The organism is Fimbriimonadaceae bacterium (genome assembly GCA_023957775.1).
Lineage (GTDB): Bacteria > Armatimonadota > Fimbriimonadia > Fimbriimonadales > Fimbriimonadaceae > JAMLGR01.
The window spans coordinates 76,349-99,791 of record JAMLGR010000003.1 but is presented as its reverse complement, the minus strand read 5'-3'; the positions used below and the strand labels follow the sequence as shown (position 1 = coordinate 99,791).

Annotated in this window: 25 protein-coding genes; 15 read left to right on the top strand and 10 right to left on the bottom strand. The window is 65.7% G+C overall.

Annotated elements, in window-relative coordinates; genetic code table 11:
* Window positions 1–67 precede the first annotated feature (67 nt).
* Window positions 68–634, top strand: a complete 567-nt coding sequence (locus tag M9921_03520) for a sigma-70 family RNA polymerase sigma factor (protein ID MCO5295905.1) — start codon at window positions 68–70, stop codon at window positions 632–634.
* 6 nt (window positions 635–640) lie between these two features.
* Here M9921_03520 and sucC read toward each other — a convergent pair whose 3' ends face one another.
* The gene (gene sucC / locus M9921_03515) at window positions 641–1,792 is read right to left on the bottom strand and encodes an ADP-forming succinate--CoA ligase subunit beta (GenBank protein ID MCO5295904.1); all 1,152 of its coding nucleotides are present in this window, start codon (window positions 1,790–1,792) and stop codon (window positions 641–643) included.
* 92 nt (window positions 1,793–1,884) lie between these two features.
* Here sucC and M9921_03510 point away from each other — a divergent pair, with 92 nt between their 5' ends.
* On the top strand, window positions 1,885–2,973 hold the full coding sequence (locus M9921_03510) for an aromatic ring-hydroxylating dioxygenase subunit alpha (GenBank protein MCO5295903.1): 1,089 nt from the start codon (window positions 1,885–1,887) through the stop codon (window positions 2,971–2,973).
* Between the two features lie 11 nt (window positions 2,974–2,984).
* On the opposite strand, the gene M9921_03505 is transcribed toward M9921_03510, so the two are convergent.
* Together M9921_03505 and M9921_03500 are read right to left on the bottom strand one after the other, a co-directional pair.
* Complete coding sequence (locus M9921_03505) at window positions 2,985–3,182, bottom strand: hypothetical protein (GenBank protein MCO5295902.1); 198 nt, start codon at window positions 3,180–3,182, stop codon at window positions 2,985–2,987.
* Window positions 3,183–3,220: 38 nt separating this feature from the next.
* Window positions 3,221–4,105 (bottom strand): sugar phosphate isomerase/epimerase, encoded by an 885-nt coding sequence (locus M9921_03500; GenBank protein MCO5295901.1) that lies wholly within the window; start codon window positions 4,103–4,105, stop codon window positions 3,221–3,223.
* 81 nt (window positions 4,106–4,186) lie between these two features.
* On the opposite strand from M9921_03500, the gene M9921_03495 reads away from it, so the two are divergent.
* From M9921_03495 to M9921_03485, 3 genes are read left to right on the top strand one after another with little or no spacing between them, the layout of a single operon-like run.
* Window positions 4,187–5,101, top strand: coding sequence for an ABC transporter ATP-binding protein (locus tag M9921_03495; GenBank protein ID MCO5295900.1), 915 nt, complete (start codon window positions 4,187–4,189; stop codon window positions 5,099–5,101).
* Window positions 5,098–5,874: an ABC transporter permease gene (locus M9921_03490; GenBank protein MCO5295899.1), complete on the top strand. Its 777-nt coding sequence runs from the start codon at window positions 5,098–5,100 to the stop codon at window positions 5,872–5,874. The genes M9921_03495 and M9921_03490 overlap by 4 nt, the downstream gene beginning before the upstream one ends.
* Entirely contained in the window at window positions 5,871–6,815 is a 945-nt protein-coding gene (locus M9921_03485; protein MCO5295898.1) for a hypothetical protein, read from the top strand. The genes M9921_03490 and M9921_03485 overlap by 4 nt, the downstream gene beginning before the upstream one ends.
* On the opposite strand, the gene M9921_03480 is transcribed toward M9921_03485, so the two are convergent.
* A complete protein-coding gene (locus M9921_03480; GenBank protein MCO5295897.1) occupies window positions 6,769–8,085 on the bottom strand; it encodes an MFS transporter in 1,317 nt (438 codons plus the stop codon). The genes M9921_03485 and M9921_03480 overlap by 47 nt on opposite strands.
* Before the next feature lie 19 nt (window positions 8,086–8,104).
* Entirely contained in the window at window positions 8,105–8,878 is a 774-nt protein-coding gene (locus M9921_03475; GenBank protein MCO5295896.1) for an NTP transferase domain-containing protein, read from the bottom strand.
* A gap of 149 nt (window positions 8,879–9,027) precedes the next feature.
* Here M9921_03475 and M9921_03470 point away from each other — a divergent pair, with 149 nt between their 5' ends.
* The 7 genes from M9921_03470 (at window position 9,028) to trpB (ending at window position 14,904) form a co-directional block, all read left to right on the top strand.
* On the top strand, window positions 9,028–9,375 hold the full coding sequence (locus tag M9921_03470) for a prepilin-type N-terminal cleavage/methylation domain-containing protein (protein ID MCO5295895.1): 348 nt from the start codon (window positions 9,028–9,030) through the stop codon (window positions 9,373–9,375).
* 90 nt (window positions 9,376–9,465) lie between these two features.
* Entirely contained in the window at window positions 9,466–9,921 is a 456-nt protein-coding gene (locus M9921_03465; GenBank protein ID MCO5295894.1) for a hypothetical protein, read from the top strand.
* Between the two features lie 34 nt (window positions 9,922–9,955).
* Window positions 9,956–10,519 carry a type II secretion system GspH family protein gene (locus tag M9921_03460; GenBank protein MCO5295893.1) on the top strand — a complete coding sequence of 188 codons (564 nt, stop codon included), beginning with the start codon at window positions 9,956–9,958 and terminating at the stop codon, window positions 10,517–10,519.
* A 13-nt stretch (window positions 10,520–10,532) separates the two neighbouring features.
* Entirely contained in the window at window positions 10,533–12,371 is a 1,839-nt protein-coding gene (locus M9921_03455; protein ID MCO5295892.1) for a hypothetical protein, read from the top strand.
* A gap of 9 nt (window positions 12,372–12,380) precedes the next feature.
* Entirely contained in the window at window positions 12,381–12,842 is a 462-nt protein-coding gene (locus M9921_03450; protein ID MCO5295891.1) for a hypothetical protein, read from the top strand.
* Window positions 12,843–13,016: 174 nt separating this feature from the next.
* Window positions 13,017–13,694, top strand: coding sequence for an EI24 domain-containing protein (locus M9921_03445; protein MCO5295890.1), 678 nt, complete (start codon window positions 13,017–13,019; stop codon window positions 13,692–13,694).
* Between the two features lie 28 nt (window positions 13,695–13,722).
* A complete protein-coding gene (gene trpB / locus M9921_03440) occupies window positions 13,723–14,904 on the top strand; it encodes a tryptophan synthase subunit beta (GenBank protein ID MCO5295889.1) in 1,182 nt (393 codons plus the stop codon).
* Window positions 14,905–14,916: 12 nt separating this feature from the next.
* Here the strand turns inward: trpB and M9921_03435 are convergent, their stop codons facing one another.
* A complete protein-coding gene (locus tag M9921_03435; protein ID MCO5295888.1) occupies window positions 14,917–15,804 on the bottom strand; it encodes a helix-turn-helix transcriptional regulator in 888 nt (295 codons plus the stop codon).
* 94 nt (window positions 15,805–15,898) lie between these two features.
* Here M9921_03435 and M9921_03430 point away from each other — a divergent pair, with 94 nt between their 5' ends.
* Entirely contained in the window at window positions 15,899–16,906 is a 1,008-nt protein-coding gene (locus M9921_03430; GenBank protein MCO5295887.1) for an aspartate-semialdehyde dehydrogenase, read from the top strand.
* A 258-nt stretch (window positions 16,907–17,164) separates the two neighbouring features.
* Here M9921_03430 and thpR read toward each other — a convergent pair whose 3' ends face one another.
* The gene (gene thpR / locus M9921_03425; GenBank protein MCO5295886.1) at window positions 17,165–17,752 is read right to left on the bottom strand and encodes an RNA 2',3'-cyclic phosphodiesterase; all 588 of its coding nucleotides are present in this window, start codon (window positions 17,750–17,752) and stop codon (window positions 17,165–17,167) included.
* A gap of 98 nt (window positions 17,753–17,850) precedes the next feature.
* Here thpR and M9921_03420 point away from each other — a divergent pair, with 98 nt between their 5' ends.
* Window positions 17,851–18,120 (top strand): hypothetical protein, encoded by a 270-nt coding sequence (locus M9921_03420; protein ID MCO5295885.1) that lies wholly within the window; start codon window positions 17,851–17,853, stop codon window positions 18,118–18,120.
* 15 nt (window positions 18,121–18,135) lie between these two features.
* Here the strand turns inward: M9921_03420 and M9921_03415 are convergent, their stop codons facing one another.
* Genes M9921_03415 through M9921_03405 form a run of 3 tightly spaced genes read right to left on the bottom strand, consistent with a single transcriptional unit; the run spans window position 18,136 to window position 21,834 of the window.
* Complete coding sequence (locus M9921_03415) at window positions 18,136–18,657, bottom strand: hypothetical protein (protein ID MCO5295884.1); 522 nt, start codon at window positions 18,655–18,657, stop codon at window positions 18,136–18,138.
* Between the two features lie 49 nt (window positions 18,658–18,706).
* Window positions 18,707–19,132, bottom strand: coding sequence for a hypothetical protein (locus tag M9921_03410; GenBank protein ID MCO5295883.1), 426 nt, complete (start codon window positions 19,130–19,132; stop codon window positions 18,707–18,709).
* 32 nt (window positions 19,133–19,164) lie between these two features.
* A complete protein-coding gene (locus tag M9921_03405; protein ID MCO5295882.1) occupies window positions 19,165–21,834 on the bottom strand; it encodes a tetratricopeptide repeat protein in 2,670 nt (889 codons plus the stop codon).
* A 68-nt stretch (window positions 21,835–21,902) separates the two neighbouring features.
* Between M9921_03405 and purF the strand changes: the two genes are divergently transcribed.
* Entirely contained in the window at window positions 21,903–23,390 is a 1,488-nt protein-coding gene (gene purF / locus M9921_03400; GenBank protein MCO5295881.1) for an amidophosphoribosyltransferase, read from the top strand.
* Window positions 23,391–23,443 lie beyond the last annotated feature (53 nt).

The window sequence follows — 23,443 nt, the reverse complement described above, 5'->3', positions numbered from 1 at the left end:
TTCCTCACCAAGGCCCTTCAAGTCCCGATACAATGGGATCGAGGCGCGCAACGAGCGCGTTGAAGAGATGAAAACTTGTTCGCCGCGGTTGATGAGCTGGGAGGCACACCTGATCTATCGTGCAGCCCTTGGCGAGTCGGTGGCTTTCGAGTTGCTGGTCGATCTCTATCGACCGACCCTCCAAAGCTTGGCCCTACGCATGTTGCGCAACTCCGACGATGCGCACGACGCCGTTCAGGAGACGCTGGTCAAGGCGTACCGGGCGCTGAAGGACTTCGATCCCGAGCGCCCGATCCGGCCGTGGCTGTGCCGCATCTGCGCTAACTGCTGCGTGGACGCGGTGCGCAACCGCAAACGAAGCGGCGACCCGCTCGAGCAGCACGAGTACATGCTGCAAGACGGTGGCGAGTCGCTCGACGAGCGGGCCAGCGAGAGCATCGAGAGAGACGAGGTGCACGAGGCGATCAGTCGGCTTCCCGAGAAGTACCGCCGCATCATCTTCATGCGCCACTTCCGGCACATGGACGTCAACGAGATCGCACTCGAGCTGAACAAGCCGGAAGGCACGATCAAGAGCTGGCTTTTCCGCGCCAGGGCGCTCCTGAAGAAAGACCTCCAAGTCGCCTTGGGCTGACGCTTCCTACGCGTAGGCCAACTGGACGATCTTGCCGGCGGCTTCCTGCATCGTCTCCGCTGGGACGATGCGGGAGCCCTCCAACAGGGCGCGACCCTGCTCGGCCGCCGTCCCCTCGATGCGGGCGACCACGGGGATCGTCACATTGAGCTCGTCGAACGCCGCGAGGATGCCCCGGGCGACTTCGTCGCAGCGCGTGATGCCGCCGAAGATGTTGATCAGCAGCCCCTTGACCCCTTCGTCCATCAAGATGAGCTGGACACAGGCCTTGACCCGCTCGGCCTGCGCTCCGCCGCCGACGTCGAGGAAGTTCGCGGGCCTTCCGCCGGCGCCGTTCACCTCGTCGAGCGAGCACATGACCAACCCTGCTCCGTTTCCGATGATGCCGATGTCGCCGCCCAGCCGCACATAGGCGATGCCGCGGCGCGAGGCCTCGGCCTCGATGGGATCTTCCGCGCTCTCGTCCGCCGTGTCCGCGTAGCCTTGGTGGCGGAACAGGGCGTTGTCGTCGATGGAAACCTTCGCGTCGGCGGCGAGCAGACGTCCGTCCGGGGTGAGGGCGCAGGGGTTGATTTCCACCATCTCCGCGTCGCTCTCGATGTAGGCCTTCACCAGCTTCTTGATCATCGCGATCATCTGGCCGCGCGCGGCCTTGGGCAGTCGGGCGTCCGCGACGGCCTTGCGGAGCTGGAAGTCGTCCAGGCCCCACGCGGGATCGACCGGGATGCGCACGATGGCGTCGGGATCCTCTTCGGCGACCTGTTCGATCTCCATGCCGCCGCGAGCCGAGAGCATGACGATGTTCTGCTGGATCGCGCGGTCGAGCAGCACCGCCACGTAGTACTCCTCGGCGATGTCGATCTGTTCGGCGACGAGCACCTTCTCCACGACCATGCCGGTGGGGTTTTGGATGCTCACGAGACGCTTGCCGATCAGCTCGCCCGCAAAATCGCCCGCAGCACCCGCGTCGTCGAACAACTTGACGCCGCCGGCCTTGCCTCGGCCGCCCATGAGGACCTGGGCCTTCACCACGACCTTGCCTCCGAACTTCTCGGCGATCGCGCGGGCGTCGGCGGCGTTCTCCGCCACGTCTCCGCCGGGGACGGGCACGCCGTAGCGAGCGAGGAGGTCTTTGGACTGGTATTCGTGAAGCTTCATGCGAAGGGGGAGTTTACCGGGCGTTTGCGCTACCATACGCGCATGCATCTGCTCGCCATCCTCATCGACACGCACACGGTGTTCGAGGCGCGATGAGTTGGACCTTTGCGATCGACGCGGACATCGCCAAGGCCAGCACTCCGCCTGCGGCGTTCTACAAGGACCCCGAGGCGTTTGCCGCGTGCCGGGAGTTGGTGTTCGCCCGCAGTTGGCAGTTTCTCGGGGACACGGATCTGGTGCGCGTTCCCGGGCAGATCCACCCGTTCACCTTGCTCGAAGGTTGCCTTGACGAGCCCCTGCTGCTGACCCGGGATCGCGACGACGCGCTCCACTGCCTCTCGAACGTGTGCACCCATCGCGGCAACCTCGTCGCCGAGTGCCCGGGACACGAGAAGTTCCTGCGGTGCCGCTATCACGGTCGCCGGTTCGGGTTGGACGGCTGCTTCCAGAGCATGCCCTCCTTCGAGGGCGTCGAGGGGTTTCCGAGCGAGGCCGACCACCTTCCCAAAGTGCCTTTTGGCACCTGGCGGAGGCTCCTCTTCGCATCGCTCGATCCGGCGCAGACCCTCGAGGCCCTGCTCGCGCCCGTCGAGGCCCGGGTCGGGTTCCTCCCGATCGACCGGGCGACCTTCGAACCGAGCCGCGCCAAGGAGTACGCGATGCGCGCGCACTGGGCGCTGTACGTGGACAACTACCTCGAGGCGTTCCACATCCCCTTCATCCACCCGGGCTTGAGCCAGTCGCTCGACGTGTCCCAGTACCGCACCGAGTGCTTCGACACGTGCAACCTCCAAGTGGGAGTCGCGGCGGACGGCGAGCCGGCGTTCGAACTGCCCGCGGGGCATCCCGACGAGGGACAACGCATCGCCGCGTACTACTTCTGGCTGTTCCCCAACACGATGGTCAACGTGTACCCGTGGGGGATATCGATGAACGTCGTGCGGCCGCTCGGTCCGGATCGAACGCGCGTTTCGTTCCTGCCCTACGTGTGGGATCCGTCCCTGCTCGATCAGGGCGCCGGCGGAGACCTGGACCGCGTGGAGCGGGAGGACGAGTCTGTCGTGGAGGCGACGCAGCGCGGGCTCCGGTCGAGGCTCTATCACAGGGGCCGGTACTCGCCGACCCAGGAGGTGGGGACCCACCACTTCCACTCCCTGCTGGCCAAGGCGCTTTCAGGTTAGCGGGGTTTCCATTACCAATCCCCGAGCTTGTTCGCGGCCACGATGCCGGCGATCCCGCCCACAAACGAGCCTACGATCGACCACATCGAGAGCATGTCGGCTCCGAAAAGCATCGGCGCATAGCCGCCGACCGTGCTGCCGACGAACATCCCGAGCCAGATCAACTTGTTGTCCATGACGCCCTGCAGGCAGTATCGGAAGGTTTGCAAGTCCCCTCCAGCGTTGCCCTGGGCGGTCTTTGCGTCCCTTACTTCGGGTTTTCGATGTAATCGCCGCCGCGGCATGCCTGCAGGTACTGCAACGCGTAGACCTGGCCCGTCATCTCAAGTTCGTCGCGGTAGATCGGGTCGTGCCATCCCTCGATGTCGATCGCACCTTCGAAACCACCCTGTCTGAGGATCGTGATCACGTCGGTCCAGTTCGTGTCGCCGAATCCAGGCGTCCGGTGCCACACGTAGGTCTCGCCGCCGCGCAGGCCCGAACGCTCGATCACGTCCCACGCGACGGTCGCGTCCTTGCCGTGCACGTGGTGCACCCGCCCCACCCACTGGCGCAACTGCGCGATCGGATCGATCAGCGAGACCATCTGGTGGCACGGCTCCCACTCCAGGCCCAGGGTATCGCCGGGAACCGCGTCGAACATCATCTCCCAAGCGCGCGGGGAATGGGCGATGTTGAAGTGGGGACGCTCCCAAGTCCCGCCCATGTCGCAGTTCTCGAACGCGATCTTCACGCCGGCGTCCTCGGCGAGTTTCGCCAGACGTCCGAACACCTCCTTGAACTTGGGCATGCTCTCGTCCACCGGCCGGTCCTCCAGCGCTCCCGCGAACCCGCACACCACGCCGGCCCCGAAGAGCGGCGCCGCCCGGATGACGCGTTCCCAGTCCGTGGCGCACTTCTCGTCCTGCAGCGGATTTCCATAGATGCCCACGCTGCTGATGACGGCGTCGTCTCCGCACACGTCGATCACGGCCTTGGCCGTCTCCTCGAGATTCACGTTTCCCACGTACTGCCAGAGGGTCAGTTCGAACGATTCGAAGCCGTGGGGGAGGACTTGCCGGAGGTAGTCGGCGCCGCGGTCCATCGGGGCCAGCGTGCCGACGCGGATATCTTGATGATGCGCGCGGGACATGCCGCGAGGTTACCCATCGCTGGCGCGCGATCCGATCGGGGGCGATCTGAAGGAATGGCGCCGTTCGCCGACAATTGCGGTGTGCCTGAGACCCCTGCCATTTATGCGGAGAACCTCCGCGTGTGTTACCGCACCAAGCGGGGTGCGCGCCTGGAGGCCGTGCGCGGCTTGAGCTTCCGCGTCGAACCAGGCGAAGTCGTGGGTTTCCTCGGGCCCAACGGGGCGGGCAAGAGCTCGACGCTCAAGGCCCTGATGGGGTTTGTGCCCCCCAGCGCGGGCACGTGCCAGGTCTTCGGTCTCCCGGCGGGTTCGCGCGAAGCGAAAGCGCGGACCGGCTACTTGCCCGAGGTCGCGCTCTACTATCCCTACCTGACCCCGCTGGAAACGCTGGTCCTTTACGGCGAGCTCCAGGGATTGCGAGGCCGCGCCCTGCGCGACGAGGCCGCCCAGTTGCTGGACACCCTCGGGCTGGGCGCGGTGGGCCGGAAGCAGAATCGACACCTCAGCAAGGGCATGCTCCAGCGCGTCGGCATCGCCCAAGCCCTGCTCGGCTCGCCGGAGCTGCTCGTGCTCGACGAGGTGACCAGCGGACTGGACCCCGTGGGTCGACGCGAGCTGAGGGCGATCCTTCGGCAGAAGCAGGCGCAGGGCGCCACGCTGTTCTTCTCCAGCCACGAATTGAGCGAAGTCGAGATGCTCTGCGATCGCATCTTGGTGATCGATCGCGGGGCGCTCGTCGAAGAGAGGCCCCTCGGAGCCCTTCGCGAAGAGCTCCGCACGTTCTCGCTTCTCACCGACGGACCGATCGACCTCGACGGACTTGATGCAACCGGCGTCGACGAGGCTGGGGCCCTGCGGGTCGCGTGCCGCACCAAAGCCGACCTGCTGGAGGCCGCCGAGCGCGTCCTCCGATCCGGGCACAGGCTGCTCGACCTGGTGGCCAAGGACGGTTCGCTCGAAGACTATTTCGTGGAGACGATTCGGAGGGCGGCATGAAGGGACGCGTCGTCTGGGCTTTGGCGAAGGGCGTGGTGCTGGAGTCGATCCGTCGCAAGGACTTGTGGGTCGTGGCCATCCTCGGCATGTTGATCGTCGCGGCGGCCGGAGCGCTCGGCTTTTTCGGCCTGAACGGATTGGAAGCGTTCGCCAAGGACCTTGCCGTCACGGTGCTGGGGCTGTTCTCTTCGGTGGCGGCGGTGCTCGTCTCAAGCCGCATGCTCCCCGAGGAGATTCGGCAGCGCACCCTCTATCCGCTGCTTGCGCGACCGGTCACGCGACTGGAGCTGCTGGTTGGAAAACTCGCGGGCGCCGTGCTGGTGACCTGGATCGGGTTCTTCCTCCTGATCGCCCTCACCACCGGGGTACTCGCCCTCTTCGGCGTGACCTTTGGTGCGACCTTCGTCCAGTACGCGTTGCTGAAGATGGTGGGGCTCGCCGTGCTCTGTGCCGTGAGCCTTGCGCTCAGCACGTGGATGACCCCCCAGGGCGCGGCGACGCTGAGCCTGGTGCTGGCGTTCGGAACGGGCTTGGTCAGCCGTGGATTGGTGATGGCGTACGAGGGAGCGGGGCCTGCGGTCCAGCCGATCTTCAAGCTGGTGAACGCGATCCTGCCGCAGTACGCCTTGTTCGATTTGGGCGCCCGTGTCGCGAACGACGGATGGGGACTGGTTCCCCTCTGGGTGGTCGCCGCGCTGGTCGGGTACGCGCTGATCTACTCGGCCGCGGCACTCGGTTTGGCGTGGGCGCGGTTCGCGAGGCAGGCCCTGTGAAGTTCGTTTGGATGGGTGCGGCGCTCGCCGTCGGCGCGGGGTGGTGGATGCCGCAAGCGGCGGCTCGATGGGACGAGCCTCACACCCGTTTGGGGCTGGAGGAAGGGGAGACCCACGCCGCGGCCTCGCTCATGGGTCAGTTTCGCACGAACCTCGCTGCCTGGCTCTGGGTCCGCGCCGATCTCTACCTTCACAACGGGGTTGAGTTGCGCCCGATGACCGAGAGCGAGCATCGGCACGGTCGGGAGGGAGCCGAGGCCGACGCCCACGACCACCTGATGGACGAATCGGCAATGACGACCGTGGTTCCCGCCCCGGAGTTCGACTTTCGAGGAATCCTGGGCGACCTGGATCGGGCGACCCAGGCGTACCGGGACATGCGCGGGCACCAACACCGCGATCCCGAAGCGTCTCTCCCGCTCTTTCGCCTGATGACCTGGGCCGACCCAAACTTCGTGATGGGCTGGGCGGTCGGTGCCTCCGTGTTGGGACGGGAACATTCCAAGGAGCGGACCGAGGCGGCCATCGACTTCCTTCGGCGCGGCATCGAGGCCAACCCTGGGAGCGAACTTCTCAAGACCGATCTGGCACAGATGGAGATCACGCGCACCGGCGATCTCGACCGGGCTCTGGTCCTTCTTCGCGACGTGGTGGACTCCGCCCGGCGGCATCCGCCCACCGACGAGGACGACCAAGACCAGGTCCTGCGGGCGTGGAGGTGGCTCTCGCTCGTCCTTCGTCAAAAGGGGGAGGTCTCGGAGTCGGTCGAGGTCGCTCGCGAAGGACTGCTGGTGTATCGAAACGACCCCGTGTTGGCCCGCCACGCGTTTCCTCCGCCGACGATGCTCCTGCCGAAAGCCGAGGCGAGATACCTACAAGATCAGTTGGCCCGGTTCAACGCGCGCCACGAACGTGGCGCAGCAGCACGGCCCCCAGAATGAGGAACGCGGCGGCGATCCCAAAGATCGCCATGTAGCCGGATACGTGATAGCGGGTGGAATCGCCCGAGCCGGTGTGGCCGAACGCGGCGAGCACGACCCCTGCGATGGGCGAGGCGATGGACTGGGGGAACACCATGGCGATGTGCCAGACCGCCATGTCCTTTCCGGCGTCCTCCTGGCTGGGTAGCACGTCCGTCCCGAGCGCCCAATCCACGCTGATGTACGCGCCGTACCCCAGCCCGAAGATGACGCCGACGGCAAGTGCCTGTTCCAAGTTCCGGCACGCGACGAGGGCAATCGCCATGGTTGCCATGAGCACGTTGGCCGCGTAAACGACGGGCTTGCGGCCGATACGATCCGAGAGCCAACCCCCGATGAGGCCGCTGATCGTCGCGCCGATCAGGACGATGACGAACACCTTGGCCGCGCTGCCTACGGGGTCCGGCGTGCCGATCACGTCCCGCAGGTAGTACTGCAAATAGGGCTGGACCGTGTAGAAGCCGAGCATGACCAACGCTCGCGTGATCCACACCCACCGAAAGTCGGGATGTCGGAGCGGCGAGACGAGGGAGGCGAGGTACGGCTTCCACCGCAAGGGCTGCGCGACGGGCTCGATGGGAGCCTCGCGAACGCGAGCAATCGTCACCCCCAACATCACGGCGAGGACTCCGCCGAGCAGCACATAGGTCGCTTGCACATAGCCCTGGCGCATGAGCACCCCGGCCCCAACGACTCCCGCAGCGGAACCGAGCTGCGTCATCAAGCCCATAAAGCCGCTCGCCAAACCGCGCTGGCCCGGCTCGACCAGGTCGGGGATCACGCCGTTGTAGGCGCCCATCGCCACGTTGTTGCCGATCTGGACGACGAGATAGCCGAGCAGGAACCCGACGAACGACGCGAGGCGCGCCCCCTCGTACATCAGGGCGAGACCCAGGAGGTTCACCACGGTCCCCGAGATCACGAACGGGCGGCGTCGCCCCAGCCAGGACGCGCAACGGTCGCTCATCGGCCCGAAGATGAGCGGAACCACGAGGGAAACGGCGGCGCCGATGCTCATCAGGCCCCCCAAAGCCGTGGCCTGGTTCGACCCCGAGAGTTTGGCGACTTCGCGCGGCAGCACGATGACCAGAAGGGCGGTCCAGTGCACGTTGGTGGCGAGCCAGTACGCGCTGATGCTCAACAACTCGCCGACGGACTTGGGACGCGCCGGCTCGCCCCGCTTCGCACAGATGCGTGGCTCTAGCCAGCGCTGGAGGTTGGTTGACGCCATCTCTCCCTTCGACCGGTTGTCACCGTGCTTCGCCGACGTGTCGGCTCGCGTAATCGAAATCCTCCAGGTCGTCGATGTCGTAGGCGAGTTCGGGAGGGCTGCCCGCGATGGCGGCTCCGCGGCAATCGAGCAGGGACTGGACCTTTCGTTCGATGTCCGCCACGGTCAGGGTCCGGCGCAGGTAGCCCCAAACGAAGCCAAGCCCCAGAAGCCGCGCCATGCCCAGTTTGTTCTTGCGCTGTTCGAAGACGCGTTCGATGTGCGGCCGGGCTCGGCGCAGCGCATCGAGCTTGGCGGCGTACATGCATCCCGCCGTGAACTCGCCGTCGCGCAGGGTCACGAAGGTCGCGGTCGCGCCGGGATAGCGAGCGTTGAACTCTCCGCGAGAGATCAAGGGAACGCAAAACTCGCGGTCGTCGGGGCAAAGCCCCAGATAGCTGCGCACGATCTCGCCGGATAGGAAGGGAAGGTCGGTGGTGACGATCAGCATCTCGTCGAGGGCGTCATCCTGCGCGGCGAGGTGGTCCACGCCCAGAAAGATGTTGTCGGGACCCGTGGCTGCTTCTTCGAGCACGGCGTCGGCTCCGGCACAGGAGGGGTGGCCCTGCAACAGGGTCGGACCGATGACGATGATCCTTCGCACGTGGCCGCTCTCGCGAAGGGCACCGATGGTGCGCTCAAGGATCGTCTGGTCGCCGAACGAGGCCAGCGCCTTGACCTCGGTGCCGGCACGGGCGGCCGTTTCGGGGTCGAGGCGTCCCCCGGCAGGAAGGATGGCGTCGCGCAGGATCAAAGCGTCTCAGTATCGCATACGGGATCGCGTGTGGGGTGCGCCGAATGGAGGGAACTGAATCCCAGCAATTTTGCTGGGAACTCGGACGCTCGGAGGTGGAAAGTCCTGTACGGGGTCGCAACCCGCAACTTCTGGGAGGACGTTACTCAATGAAGCGAATTCGAAAAACCAAGGGCTTTACGCTCGTTGAAATCATGATCGTGGTCTTGATCATCGGCATCTTGCTGGCGATCGCAGTCCCGAACTTCATCAAGGCTCGCGAGACGAGCCGCAAGCAGACGTGCATCGGCAACTTGAAGCAGATGGACTCTGCGAAAGAGCAGTGGGCGATGGAGAACAACAAGACGACGGGCGATGCCTGCGCTTGGGCCGACATCACTCCTGCGTACATCAAGTCGCAGCCGAGCTGCCCGAGCGGCGGCACGTACACCGTGGCCGTCATCGGCACGAACCCCAGCTGCAGCCAGTCGGCCGCTCTGGGCCACACGCTGCCCTAACGAACACCCGTTGGCCCGGCGGACTCCGCCGGGCCCCGACTCCCTCCGCTTCTTTGGAAGCGATGTGGTACGCAATTGGACTGTATGGATATGACGTGCAAACGACGGCTTCAACAGGGGACCTCGCTCCTTGAGGTGCTCTTTGCCGTGTTCCTGGTTGCCGTGTGCGCGACGATCCTCGCCGCGAGCATGCCGACGGCCACGCGGTCCCAGAAGATCGCCGATCTCAACAACAAAGCGACCAACCTCGCCCAGAAAGAGCTCGAGGCGATCCGGGCTTTGGGATACGCCAATGTGACGCCGACGCAACTCGCGTCGGCACAGCTCATCGACTCGACGACGCCGGTCCAGACGAACACCTACGCCTTCACCAACGTCGATGCCGGGGTGACGGACAGCGTCGCGCAGGTGTTGCCGTCGGGAACCGGCACGGTCCTCATCGAGCAGATGGACCTCGACCTTCGCCGCGTGACCGTGACCGTCACCTACCAGATGCGCGGGGTCGCCAAGACCGTCCGTATGGGGACCCTGGTCGCCAACCTTTGACAAGAAGTTCATGAAGCAAGAACAGAGGCAACCGATGAAGCGACGCAAACGACGGGGCACCACCATGGTCGAGGTGCTGGTCGCCTCGGTGATCAGCTTTCTCGTCCTCATGGGTGCCGCGGCGGCTCTCCTCTTTGGAATGGCCGGGTGGGCTCGCGGCCAAGCGAGAATCGATTCGGAGACCCAGTCGCAGCAGGCGATTCGGCAGGTGAGCAAACTGTTGCGCGAGGCCATGGTCGTGACTGTGGACGGGAACGGCAACGGCTTGAACTACCGCCTACCGGTCAAGGATGAGAACGGCAACTTCGTTCTTCCGGCGACTTGGGATGGCGTGACGAGACGCATCGAGGTCAACGGCAGCGACCTCAACCTCGTCGTGGACGGCGCCACCCGCAATCTCTGCTCGGGCGTGATCCTCACGGATCCCCTGGACGGCAACCAGTCCTACCGGGTGTTCACCCCGGGTGCGGGAACCATCACGCGCCAGCTCTGGATGAAGCTGGCGACAAGCACGATGTCCAGCGATCGCCATAAGACGATGACCTCGCGGGGCCGCGAAATGATCTACCTGCGCAACATCCCTCAATTGACGAACTAAACGGAGAAACCCCATGCCAAGGAACCGGCACCCTCGAAACAAACGGCGCGGAGCGGCGCTCGCCACCACCTTCTTGGTCATGACGCTGCTCGCGGTCGCGACCTCCTCCTACATCGGAAGCGCGACCACGTCGGTGCGGCTCTCGAAGAAGATGACCACGGAGGCTCAAACGACGCACCTGTGCGAGGCGGGCATCCAGTCGGTGTTGCGCGACCTTTGGCGGCCCTTCAAGGTGACGCAAACGTTCACGCAGATGGAGGCGGCCTGCACCGGCGCCTCAGAGGGGTCGCCGATGGTGGCCGTCGCATCCGATATTCCGGGAGTCGGCCGTTTCGCCGCGGGCGTGGTCTCCTTCACCAATCCAGGCGATCCCTACCGACGGCAGGTGGTCGTGCGCTCGGTCGGGTGGCTGGACCTCAACAACAACGGCCAACTCGACGCGGGGGAGCCTCGAAAGACGGTGGATGCGGGAACGGAGTTCCAGCTCAGCCGATCCCAAGTCTTCGACTACGTCTACTTCGTGAACAACTACGGCTGGATGGATGGATTCCAACCCACGTGGCTGACGGTGAACGGCGACATGCGGGCCAACGGAAACTTCTCGATCCTCAACGGGTCGCCGACGATCAACGGCTCGTTGGTCGCGGCAAACAACGACAAGTTGATCCCCGGCGCCGCGGGCGTCGTGAACACTCCGCCCGTGAAGTGGAGCGATTCGACGTATCAGGCCAACGCGGCCAGCCAGCAGTGGTGGCGCCAGGCGTACAATCCGGCGGTTCACGGCGCCAAGGGGTCCTCCACCTACGAGCAGTGGCGCGACTTCATCTTCGAGTCCGACGGCACGATCGTGAACAACCGGATCAGCGGCGCGGCGATCATGGACGCGACCGGCAAGAGGGCTTGGCAGCGCCCGAATACGGGTGCCGCGACCACCACGATGCTCGACGTGAGCCCGACCGAAGAGGTCGTCATGCCCGATCTGAGCGACCTCGAGTACTACCAGAACATCAGCACGAACTATGTGGACTCGAAGGCCACCTACGGGGATGGGTCCGCCAATCCGTTTGCGGGCCAAGGGGCTTGGGTCAAGGTCTGGAACACGAGCACAAGCACCTACGACACCGTCACCTCCGCCGGCAACCTCGACGGTTCCGCGGTGCTCGTCGGAACGTCGGCGCACCCCGTGTTGATCCACGGGCCGGTCACGTTCACGCAGGACTGCGTCATCAAAGGCTACGTCCAGGGCCAGGGCACGATCTACGCGGGCCGCAACGTGCACGTGGTGGGGTCCGTCCGGTACAAAACGCCGCCCGATTTCCGCGGAAGCGACATGCAGGCGATCGACAACGCAAACGAGAAGAAGGACATGTTGGCGCTTGCGGCGCGCGGCTCCGTAATGATGGGCAATCCCAACTCGTTCGGCAACCCCTACCCGCTGGCTTACATGACCCCGCCGTTTACGAAACCGAGACTTGACGACTACGGCAACGTGATCCCGGCGTTCAACGCCCTGCAGATCGACGCGTCCGGCAAGCCGCGCTACAAGAGCGTGATCCCCGACGCGACCATGAACAGCATCGCCGAAGGCGTGAACCAGATCGACGCGGTGCTCTACACGAACTTCGTCGGTGGTGGAAACATCGGCACGGGCGGCGGTGGCGTCAAATTCAACGGCACCCTGATCAGCAAGGACGAGGCGATGGTCGTGTTCAGCATTCCCATGGAGATGAACTACGACTCGCGCATCCGGGAACGAACGTTGACGGCCCAACCCCTCATCGACCTTGCCCTTCCGCGAAGCCCGGTCCTGTTGCGGAGCACCTGGCACGATCGGGGCTTGACCCAGTACTAGGAGACGGACATGAAACTGACACAAGCGATTCTCGGAGCCCTGTGCGCCCTCTTGGTGGTGGGAACCGCCTGGGGAAGCATCGTCGACCCGCGCAAAGGCCAGAAGGCGACCCCCGAGCAGTCCCAAGACCAGGTGGCCAAGCAGCAAGCGCTCCAAGGGACCTTCGGCCGGGTGGGCATGGTGCCTCGAGACACCGAGATCTATGTGCCGCCGGGGGCCAAGACGGACGATGCCGCCGCGGGTGTCATCGCCCTCTCTGCGCAGGGAACGACCCACAGCGACCCCAACGCCGCCAAGGTGCTTGCGGAAGCCTCGACCCATCTGAAACAGAGCACGGGAAGCCCGGCCAAGACGTTCGGTTGGGGCCTGCTGTTCCTCGCGCTGGGGTTCGGCGTGGTGATGGGGTTGCGGCAGTGGGTGGTCAAGAGCATCCCGGAGCCCGCACCCGCCAAGACGCACGTGGAATGGTAGGGTTGGGCCTTGGGCCTTGGGCCTTAGGCCTTGGGCCTTGGGCATTTGGCCTTGGGCCTTGGGCCTTGGGCATTTGGCCTTGGGCCTTGGGCCTTGGGCATTGGGCCTTGGGCCTTGGGCCTTAGGCCGTGGGCCTTGGGCAACCTGGATGCGCTCTGCGCCGTTGGTTAGGGCATGGGGCATTTTTTGCGGGGGTTGGCGCTCGTGTTTGGCGATGCGCGCCTGCGGGCTTTTGCTTGGAAGCCTCTCCTGCAAGCCGGGGCCCTCTTCGCTGCGCTTCTCGTGATGGGTGGCTTCCTGCTGGTCCCTTGGATCGCGGCGTGGTTGGAAGGGCTTGGATTCGCCTCGGTCCTCGCCGGCCTCCTGGGCTTTGGCGTGTTTGCAGCGGTCTGGATCTGGCTGGGAGGAACGCTTTACGTCGCGCTCGCGGGCGTTCTGAGTTCGTTCCTCTGGGACCGCCTGAGCGACGAGATTGAGGTGCGGGCGGGCTCGACTCTCGTTCGAAAGAAGTTGCCGGTCAGCCTGATCGTGCGGGACACGGTCTCGCGGGCCTGCTTCTCCGCCGCGATCGCCATGCTGGCGCTGTTGTTCGGTTGGTGGTGCGTTCCGGTCGCCGTGCTGCTGGTTGGCTGGTTGGGGTTGCTCGACTACACCTCCTGCGCATTCCTCAAGCGCGGGCTGGCGTTTGGCGCCCAGTTCGGCCGTGTGTTCCGCTGCCGGGGATGGGCCGGATTTGCGCTGGTTTGCGGGATCGTGAGTCTCGTTCCGCTGGTCAATCTGTTGCTCTTGCCGGCCATGGTGGCGGGTGGAGCGTTGATGGTCGCCTCGACCGATCCCGAGGCGCTTCGCTGAGACCGCCCGTGCGCCACAATAGAAGCCGATGTCCACTGCCCCCGACTCCCACGGCCGCTTTGGAGCTTATGGAGGACGGTACGTCCCCGAGACCCTGATCCCCGCCTTGGAAGAGCTGGAGGGGGAGTTCGAACGGGCTTGGGCCGACCCGGAGTTTCGTGCCGAGTTCGACCGGCTTGCCCGCGATTACGTGGGGCGTCCGACGCCGATCACCGAGTGCCGGCGACTGTCGTCGGAAACGGGGTACGACATCTGCCTCAAGCGGGAGGACCTGTGCCACACGGGAGCCCACAAGATCAACAACGCCCTGGGCCAGTGCCTGCTCGCCATGCGCATGGGGAAGAAGCGGATCATCGCGGAAACGGGTGCAGGGCAGCACGGCGTCGCCACCGCCACGATGTGCGCGCTCTTCGGGCTGGAGTGCGAGGTGTACATGGGCGAGGAGGATTGTGCGCGGCAACAGCTCAACGTGTTCCGCATGAAGCTGATGGGCGCGCGCGTGATCCCCGTATCCAGCGGAACCCGCACCCTGAAGGATGCGCTGAACGAAGCGATGCGCGACTGGGTGACCCACGTGGGGAACACGCACTACATCATTGGAACCGCCGCGGGACCCCACCCCTATCCCTACCTCGTTCGCGAGTTCCAATCGGTGATCGGCAAGGAGTCGCGCCGACAGTATCTCGAACGCTTCGGCTCGTTGCCCGAAGTCGGCATCGCCTGCGTGGGAGGGGGCTCGAACGCGATCGGTTTCTTCCACGGTTTTCTCGACGATCCTTCGGTGAAGTTGATCGGTGTCGAGGCTGGCGGACAAGGACTGGAGACCGGCGAGCACGCCGCACCGTTGTCCTCCGGCTCGCCGGGCGTCCTCCACGGCTCGTACAGCTACCTCATGCAGGACGAGGACGGGCAGGTGATCGGAACGCACTCGGTGTCGGCAGGGTTGGATTACCCCGGGGTGGGTGCGGAGCACTCCTATCTGAAGGACACCGGGCGGGTGGGGTACGAGTCCGCCACCGACGACGAGGCCCTCGAGGCCTTCCGATGGTTGGCCTCCCGCGAGGGGATCATTCCCGCGTTCGAGTCCGCGCACGCGCTGGCACCCCTTCGGCGCCCCAACGCGTTCCCCCCCGGAACGCGGATCCTCGTCAACCTGAGCGGCCGCGGGGACAAGGACATGGAGACGGCGGCGGCCCGCTTTGCGCTCTGAACGCAAGTCCGACTACTCCGCGTCGTTGGTCGTGCGCAATTCGGTGGGCGTGACGCCGAGGTACTCCCGAATGGAATCGCGAAGCGAATGCGAGGTGCCGAAGCCGCACTGGCGCGCGACCTCCTCGATCGTGTCCTTGGAACTGCACAGCTTCCGGGCCGCAAGCTCGGTGCGGCATCGATCCACGTACTGGTGGAAGCCGTATCCCACAAGCTGCTTGAAGACCCTCGAGAAGTGAAAGGGGGAGTAGCCCGCGAGGGCCGCAGCGTCGCGGATGGCCCAAGGAAAATGGGGCTTGTCGGCAACCTGCCTGGCGATGTCCCGCAGTTGGGCAGGGAGGTGGTTCGGCAACGGCGCCAGGCGCAGCTCGTGCGTGCCGTTCGCAAGGCAGGGAACCAGCTCGTAGACCGCCGAGAGAAACAGCATCTCCTGACGGTGGGAGCGCTCCTCCAACGCTTGTTCGATGCGCCCCACGATCTCGTCGAACGTCGGTGAAATCGACCGGCAGTTGACCACCCGGTTGGGAGTTCGAAGCGTGGGATCGGCCTTCAACCAGGCCCCTATCTGAGGCGTCAGGGACTCGCTCCACCAGATCAAGTCGGTCTCGTGGTCGCCGCGACCGAACGAGGCGATCAAGTTGCGCGGCCCCGGGAGGAACGCCACGGTGCCCTTCGTCGCGATCGTCCAGCGATCCTCGGATCGGCACCGGAGAAGAAGGGTCCCGTCGACGTTGATGACGAGGAGAAAGACGCCCTGTGGGATGTCGATTTGGGCGTTTGCGGAGAGTTCGCAACGCCCCGCCAGTCCGTAGGCGTTGACCGCGATGCAATCACTTCTTCGGGTGAAACGGAAGTCGCCTTGCTCTCGAAGCTTGGTCAGGCTTAGCGCGATCTTCTCCAATTTGCTCCAACCGACTCCGACGGCCTGGAATCAGTTTACAAGACGCGTGAGGAGGCATCGTCGGTCGAATGGATCTCGGGTATCAATGCGTGCGATGGCTGGACGACGTGTTGCGGTATTGGGAGCGACGGGGGCGGTGGGAAGGGAGTTTCCCAAGCTCTTCGAGAAGCGTGGTTTCGCCACGTCCGAACTGCTGCTCTATGCAAGCGAACGCTCCGCCGGCGCGGTCGTTCCTTTCCGAGGGGAGGACGTGGAGGTCCGAGCCATCCACGACCGGGCCTTCGAGGGTGTCGACGTCGCCTTCTTCAGCGCGGGCGCCGCTCGGTCCAAGATCTATGCCCCGATCGCCACGGCGGCCGGGGCGCTCGTGGTGGACAACTCGAGCGCTTTCCGAATGGACCCGTCGGTCCCGCTGGTGGTTCCCGAGATCAACGGGGAGCTTCTGACGCCGGAAACGCGACTGGTGGCGGTTCCGAACTGCAGCGCGATCATCCTTCTGATGGGGGTAGCGCCCCTGCGTCGGCTGGGACGCTTGCGCAGGCTCGTGGTCAGCACGTATCAAAGCGCGTCGGGGGCGGGAGCGGCGGCCATGAGGGAGCTGGTCGACCAGACGCGCGCGGTGCTGGACGGGGAAGCTCCCCAGCCCAAGGTGTTGCCCCACCCGTACGCCTTCAACCTGTTCAGCCACAACACCCCGATCGACGCGGATGGCATGAACGAGGAGGAGGCCAAGGTCATCGCCGAGAGCCGCAAGATACTCGACGATCCCACGCTGGCGATCAACGTCACCTGCATCCGCGTGCCCGTGCTCCGCGCGCACAGCGAGTCCGTGACGGTCGAGTTCGAAGGCGAGGCGCCGTCGGTGGACGACGTGCGGCGGGTGTTGGGCGAGAGCCCGGGGGTGCGGGTGGTGGACGATCGGGAGGGGAACCACTTTCCCATGCCGCTCGAGGCATCGGAGAGAGACGAGGTGCTGGTGGGGCGGATCCGGCGCGATCCGAGCCACCCGTCGGCGATCTGTCTGTTCCTCAGCGGTGACCAACTGCTCAAAGGGGCCGCCTTGAACGCCGTCCAGATCGCCGAGACGGCTCTCGGGAGGTAGGTCCGTACCGCGGCCTTCACAAGGGCCCCGGCACGAGGGAAGGTGCCACGCCCGCTGGACGGGCGTGCGCTACGGCCTCCCAGAAGGACCCCGGCACGAGGGAAAGTGCCACGCCCGCTGGACGGGCGTGCGCTACGGCCTCCCACAAGGGCCCCGGCACGAGGGAAGGTGCCACGCCCGCTGGACGGGCGTGCGTTACGGCCTTCCACCAGGACCCCGGCACGAGGGAAGGTGCCACGCCCGCTGGACGGGCGTAAGTTACGGCCTTCCCAAGGGCCATTGGCCGATCTCGACCAGGGTGGGGCCTGTGGGCCCAACCTCGCTCTTGAGCAGCGATACCGAGCCCACGTCGAAGCTCGCCAGAGGTTCGGTGGTCGCGTGCCGCAACGTGCGCCCCAGCGCGCTCCGCGCTTGCTCCGAATCGCTGCGAAGCCGCCCGATCGGGACGTGGGCCATCAGCGGGCGGGATTCGCGAGGCAACATCAACGGTCCCAACGCCGCCTCCACCACGCGATGGAGCTCCCCGAGGCGCGGGGCACCTTCCCCGACTCCAACCCAAACGACGCGGGGCTGAGTGGCGTTGGGAGACCCTCCGACCCCCTCCAGAGCGAGGCGGAAGGTCCCGAATCCGGCCACGGCGGGGGGCAGCGTTGCCTGGACGCGCACCATCTGGGCGACGGAGAGCTCGCCGAGGGTGGCCAAGGTCAACACGAACTCCGTGGGCGCGAACCACCGCGCGTTCTCGGCTCCGGCGCGGCGCTTCAGGTCGGCCTGGAGTTCGGCCAGCCGCTCGACCACGGTCTCAGGAAGCCGAATCCCTATCGAGGCGCGGGTCAGCACGTCCATCGACTCCATAGTACGACGAACCGGCCTTTGGTTGCGCCGCGCCGCGCCGTTCGAGTATCCTCTCAGATCGCGCCCAGCGGCGCACGAGGTTTTTGGAAATGGCGAGAGTCTGTCAGGTAAGCGGCAAGAAGGCGAACAACGCGAAGCACATTCGGCACCGGCACTCCGGCGCGTGGAAGTTTCGGGCGCCGAAGAAGAACCGATTGCAGCTCCCGAACCTGCAGGTCGTCCGGATCCAGACCCCGAGCGGCAAGGTCAAGCTCGTCGTCTCCACGTCCGTCCTCAAGAGCCCCGAGTTCTCTGCGGTGGTTTCCGGACTGAAGCCGATCCCGAAAGCCTGGCTGAAGAAACCCGGCTACGGCGTGTAGGTTGGGCCCTGGGGCTTAGTAGGCTTCGTTGACTTGGAACGCTGTCGTTCTCACGTCGACCTTCTTCCACTCGCCATCCACTTTTCGGAACGTCGTTGCGGTCACCGTGGCGTTCTGCTCTTCGTTCGGCGTCGCGTAGAATGCGTACTTCGCGCCGTAACCGGCTTTCGCGGTGAAGGTGCAGCCCGCAGGGCTCCAGTCGCCCGTGAGAACGACCTCGACCCGATAGGTTTCGCCACTGACGATCTCTGGGGATTGACCAGGGTCGAGCGAGACCGTGATGCTCGTCTCCTTGTTCGCCTTCGGGTTCATGCCGATGATCGGATCAAAGCCGGTCAGGATGCCCGGCGTGCCGGAGCGGTCCTCGACCGTGAGGCGGGATCCCATCACGATAATCGGATCGAAGCCCGTCGCAGGCAAGGGGCGCGTCTGCGGATTCGCCCTGGACTGCCGTGGGGAGGAGAACCCCACGGTGATCGCCATCGCCACTCCCAGGAGTGCGACGGCCGCCACGCATCGAAACCGGGTTCGCTTCACAGTACGCAAAGCATAGTGCCTGAAAGGCCCGTTGTCAATCCCACCTCTTTCAACCGCCGACGACGATCGGAGCCACTTGGGTCGTGAAGCGGCCCTCGCACTTCTGCGTTTTGCCTTCCAGCACGAGCGCGCGCACCAGGTACGAACCCGTTTCGGTGCCGGTCCGCACCGTCTTGGTCACCTTCTCGCCACCCTTCAACTCGAAGGGTTTCGGGGCGTTCAACCACCCGGCGGGGAGGATGAGGTTGACCGTGTAGGTCCGGCCGGCGACGAGGTTCGGGCACTTGTCCGGGCTGAGGTCGATCACGATATTGGCGTTTTGCGAAGGCCAGTAGTAGCGATCCATCGCGATGATCGGGTCAAAGCCTTGAGGTGGAATCCGACCGCTGGCGGTCAGCGGGGCACCGAACAAGGCCAGCCAGGCGCAAGTCGTGAGAACGGCGGCACGGAAAAGAGGGGAGACGGGTTTCGGCATCGTCGAGAGTAAAGCCCATTCTCGGCGAGATGTCAACCGTCGGAGGGAATCGCCTGGTCGCGACCTTTGCGCACCTGGTCCACCGCCGCCTGCCCGAAGGCGAACGCCTCGTGGCCGTCGCGTGACGCCCCCGCGCGAACGTGTTGGTCGAACTGCGCTCCGAGTCGCTCCCGAAGCATCTCGGTCAGCTCCAACCGCTTCAAACCTTCGGTGGCGCTGTCGTCGACTCCGGCAAGTTCGATCATGGTCGTCTCCGCACCAAGGATCTCCGCGGCAAGGCGATCGAGGTCCCGTGCGAGTGCGATCTCGGCGAGGAGAAGCAGCCCTCGCGCGGAGGCGAGGCGATCGCCCACGGCGCGCCACACGCCGAAAGCCTCGACGAGATCCTCCACGGACTCCTCTTCGCGTCCCAACCGCTTCCTCGCAACGGCCCGGTCTCCCAAGGCGATCCCCAACCTCGCCTGGATCCCCTGGGCGCGCAAGACCGGGATGGAGCGGTCGAACTGCTCGACGGCCTCCTCAAAGCGTCCCTCGTTCACCAGGCACATCCCGAGGTTCATCTCGGCGCTCGCCCTCCCTCCCTCGTCTCCCAAGCTGCGGTACGCCTCGATCCCTTCGGCGAACAGCGTGTGGGCGTCTTCGGATCTCGCCTCGCGGCTGGCGACGATCGCCAGATTCGTGAGCAGGGCGGCGATCTGGGCGAGGTCTCCCTCCTCACGCCAAAGGACCAGGCTCTGCTCGTACCATTTGCGCCCGACGGAGGGGTTGCCGTCCAGGTCGTAGAACGCCCCCATGGCGTTCAGAGTGTGCGCTCGCAGAGGTCGCTGCGCCTCGGGGCATGCCTCGAGGGCGGCCTCCATCCATCGCAGGCCTTCGCGCAACGGCCCCCTGCGCAGCCAGAGCCGCCGAAGCGCATGCGCGAGGCTGATCGCCTCGGAGTGCCGCCCGCGGACGGCCCAATCGAGTGCGCGACGGAAATTGTCCCGCTCGGGCTCGAGACGGTCGAGCCAAACCGCCTGTTCCGGACCCCCGAGCTTGGGATCCGCCTCGCGCGCCAGGCCGAGGCACCACGCGAAGTGACGCGCCTGCAGCGGTTCGCTGTCGCTGGCGCCCCGCTCGGCCGCGTACTGCCGGACGGTCTCCAAGAACCGATAGCGATGCTCCCCGTCCAACGTCTCCTCGACGTGGACCAGGGAGACCCGAACCAGGCGCTGCAGAAGGGGCAGAATGCTGTCGCGCGGCAGGCCGTCGTCCGCGCACACCGCTTCCGAGGCGTCCAGCGTCCATCCGCCCGAGAAGACGGACAGCCGGGCAAAAAGCTCCTGCTCGTTGGCGGGCAGACGATTTGTGCTCCAGTCGATCGATTTGCGCAGCGTCTGGTGTCGCTCGGCCGCCTGCGAATCGTCCGAGGCAAGGGTGGGAAACGTGTCGGTCCACCGGTCGAGGATCTGCTTCGGGCTGACCTCGCCGACATTGGAGGCGATCAACTCGATCGCCAAAGGAATCCCGTCCAGCCGCCGGCACAGCTCCGCGACGGCCCCCACGTTGCCGAGGCCGAGCCGAAAGGCGGCATCGTGCGCCTCGGCGCGGTCGCAGAACAGCCGGATGCTCTCGAAGGCGAGCGCGGATTCGGGCTCTTCCGCCTCGTCGCGCTTGGGGAGGCGAAGGGGACCGACTCGGATGGTGAACTCGCCGGCCACTCCCAACCGCTGACGGCTCGTGGCGAGGACCGTCGCGCCGCCGCATCGGGTGAGGATATCGGAGACGATCGGCGCGACGGAGGCGGTCAGATGTTCGCAGTTGTCCAGCACGATCAGGAGCTGAAGCGGCTCGAGGTGCTCCGTCACCCGTTCGAGGGCGCCCGCGCCGACGCGATTGGAGACGCCGAAAGCGGACGCGAACGCGTCGGCGACCAGCGACCCGTCGGCGACCGATGAGAGGTCCACCTGCCACACTCCGTCGGCGAACTGGTCGATCGACTCGGCCGCGACTTGGAGGCTGAGACGCGTCTTGCCGGCTCCCCCAGGGCCGAGCAACGTCACCAGACGGGCTCGTCCCAGAAGTGCGCAGACCTCGGCGACCTCGCGCTCGCGGCCCACGAAACTCGTGAGTTGGACCGGGAGGTTGTGCCGTGAGGGCGCGAGAGAACGGATCGGCGGAAACGCATCCGTCTGACCCGCCCTCTGCAGCTCGAAGACATGCTCGGGACGAAGGAGGTCTTTCAGCCGGTGGACGTCGAGATCGAGAAGGGTGGCTCCGGTGGGGAGTCGCTCGCCCACCAGCACTCGGGTGCTGTTCGTGAGCAGGGTTTGGCCCCCGTGGGCGCACGCTCGCAGGCGCGCGCAACGGTTGACCGTGGAGCCGTAGTAGTCGCCTTCGCGTGCAAACGCCTCACCCGTGTGCAGGGCCGCGCGGACACGGATCGGGGCGCCCTCGGGCCAGGATTCGACCTCGAGCGCGTCTTGCAGGTCGGCGGCGGCCGCAACGGCTTCGGCTGCCGAGGCAAAGACCGCGAAAAGGCTGTCCCCCTCGCCGCGGGCTTTCAACAGGTGGCCTTGGTAGCGTTCGACCGCCTGGCGGACGATTTCGTCGTGGCGGGCGATCGCGTCGTTCATCGCCTCGGGCGCCTCCTCCCACAAGAGGGTGCTGCGCTCCACGTCCGTCATGAGAAGGGTAACGGTCCCCGTCGGCAGTCGACCCATCGCTAACTCCGCATCAATCCCATCATGGCGCAAACCGCCCCGAAGGTCCATGCCGTATACTCCGAGCCGTGACCGACCATCCCGGACACGACGATCACCCGAAAGAAGAGTGTGGAGTCCTCGGCGTCTACACGCCGGACAGGCAGGCGGGCGTCGTCACGTTCTTCGGCCTCTTCGCGCTTCAACATCGCGGCCAAGAGTCCGCCGGCATCGCCGTCAGCGACGGCGAGAGGGTTCGGATGCACAAGGACATGGGCCTGGTGAGCCAGGTCTTCAAAGAGGAGATCCTCGACTCGATGCCCGGCCACATGGCGGTGGGCCACAACCGGTACTCGACCACCGGCGCGTCGGTTCTCCGCAACGCCCAACCCATCTACTGCCAAAGCCTGGTGGGCGACATCGCGGTGGCGCACAACGGCAACCTGATCAACACGGGCCGACTTCGCCAGGAGATGGAGGCCGAGGGCGAGCACTTCGACTCGACGAGCGACAGCGAGATCATCGCGCGGCTCCTCGTACGCCACCTCGAGGAGGGTCCCGAGGTGGCGGTGCGCGAAGCGATGAAGCGCATCGAGGGCGCGTACAGCGTGGCCGTCCTGACCCCGCACTGGATCATCGGATTCCGCGACCCCTCCGGCATCCGGCCCCTGGTGGCCGGCAGCGTCGGCCCCGGCTACATGATCGCAAGTGAAAGCTGCGCGTTCGGACCCGTCGATGGAGCGGTCGAACGGGAGTTGGACCCCGGGGAGATGGTCGTGATCGACGCGGAGGGCATGCGCTTCGCGCAAGGCCATCCGCCGCGCCGCCACGCGATGTGCCTCTTCGAGTTCATCTACTTCGCCCGACCCGACTCGATCATGTACGACACGCTGCTCTACAGCGCGCGTGAGCGGATGGGCGAGCACCTCGCGCGAGAGCACCCCGTGGAGGCCGACGTCGTGATTCCCGTGCCGGACTCCGGCATTCCCGCGGCGCTGGGCTACAGCCGCGAAACGGGCATTCCCTACCGCGAAGGGATGATGAAGAGCCGGTACATCCACCGCACGTTCATCCACCCCGACCAGCGGTTGCGCGAATTGGGAGTCCGCCTCAAGCTCACGCCGCTCGTCGAGCACATCCGAGGCATGCGCCTCGTCCTCGTGGACGACTCGATCGTGCGCGCGACGACGACGCGCCAGATCGTTCGCCTGCTGTTCGAATCGGGCGCCAAAGAGGTGCACGTGCGCATCACGGCCCCTCCGATCAAGTGGCCGTGCTTCTATGGCATCGACATGTGCTCGCGCGGTGAACTTGCCGCCGCCCGGATGACCATCGACGAGATCCGGGCGCATGTCGGAGCCAGCTCCTTGGGCTACCTCTCCATCGACGGCGCCGTCGAGGCGGTCGGACGCGGGAAGGATCAGTTCTGCCTCGCGTGCTTCAACGGCGAGTACCCGATCCCCGTGCCTGCGGATCTTCGCAAAGACGCTTTCGACACGCCTCCCGACGTCGGCCAGTTTGCGGCGGTGGCGAGCGGGCAGCCGCTGCTCCTCGATCCCGACGCGGATCTCGAGTGATGCGGCGCATCGTGCTGGTGGTTCCTGGGCTCTGTGGAAGTCCGGGCGGGGAG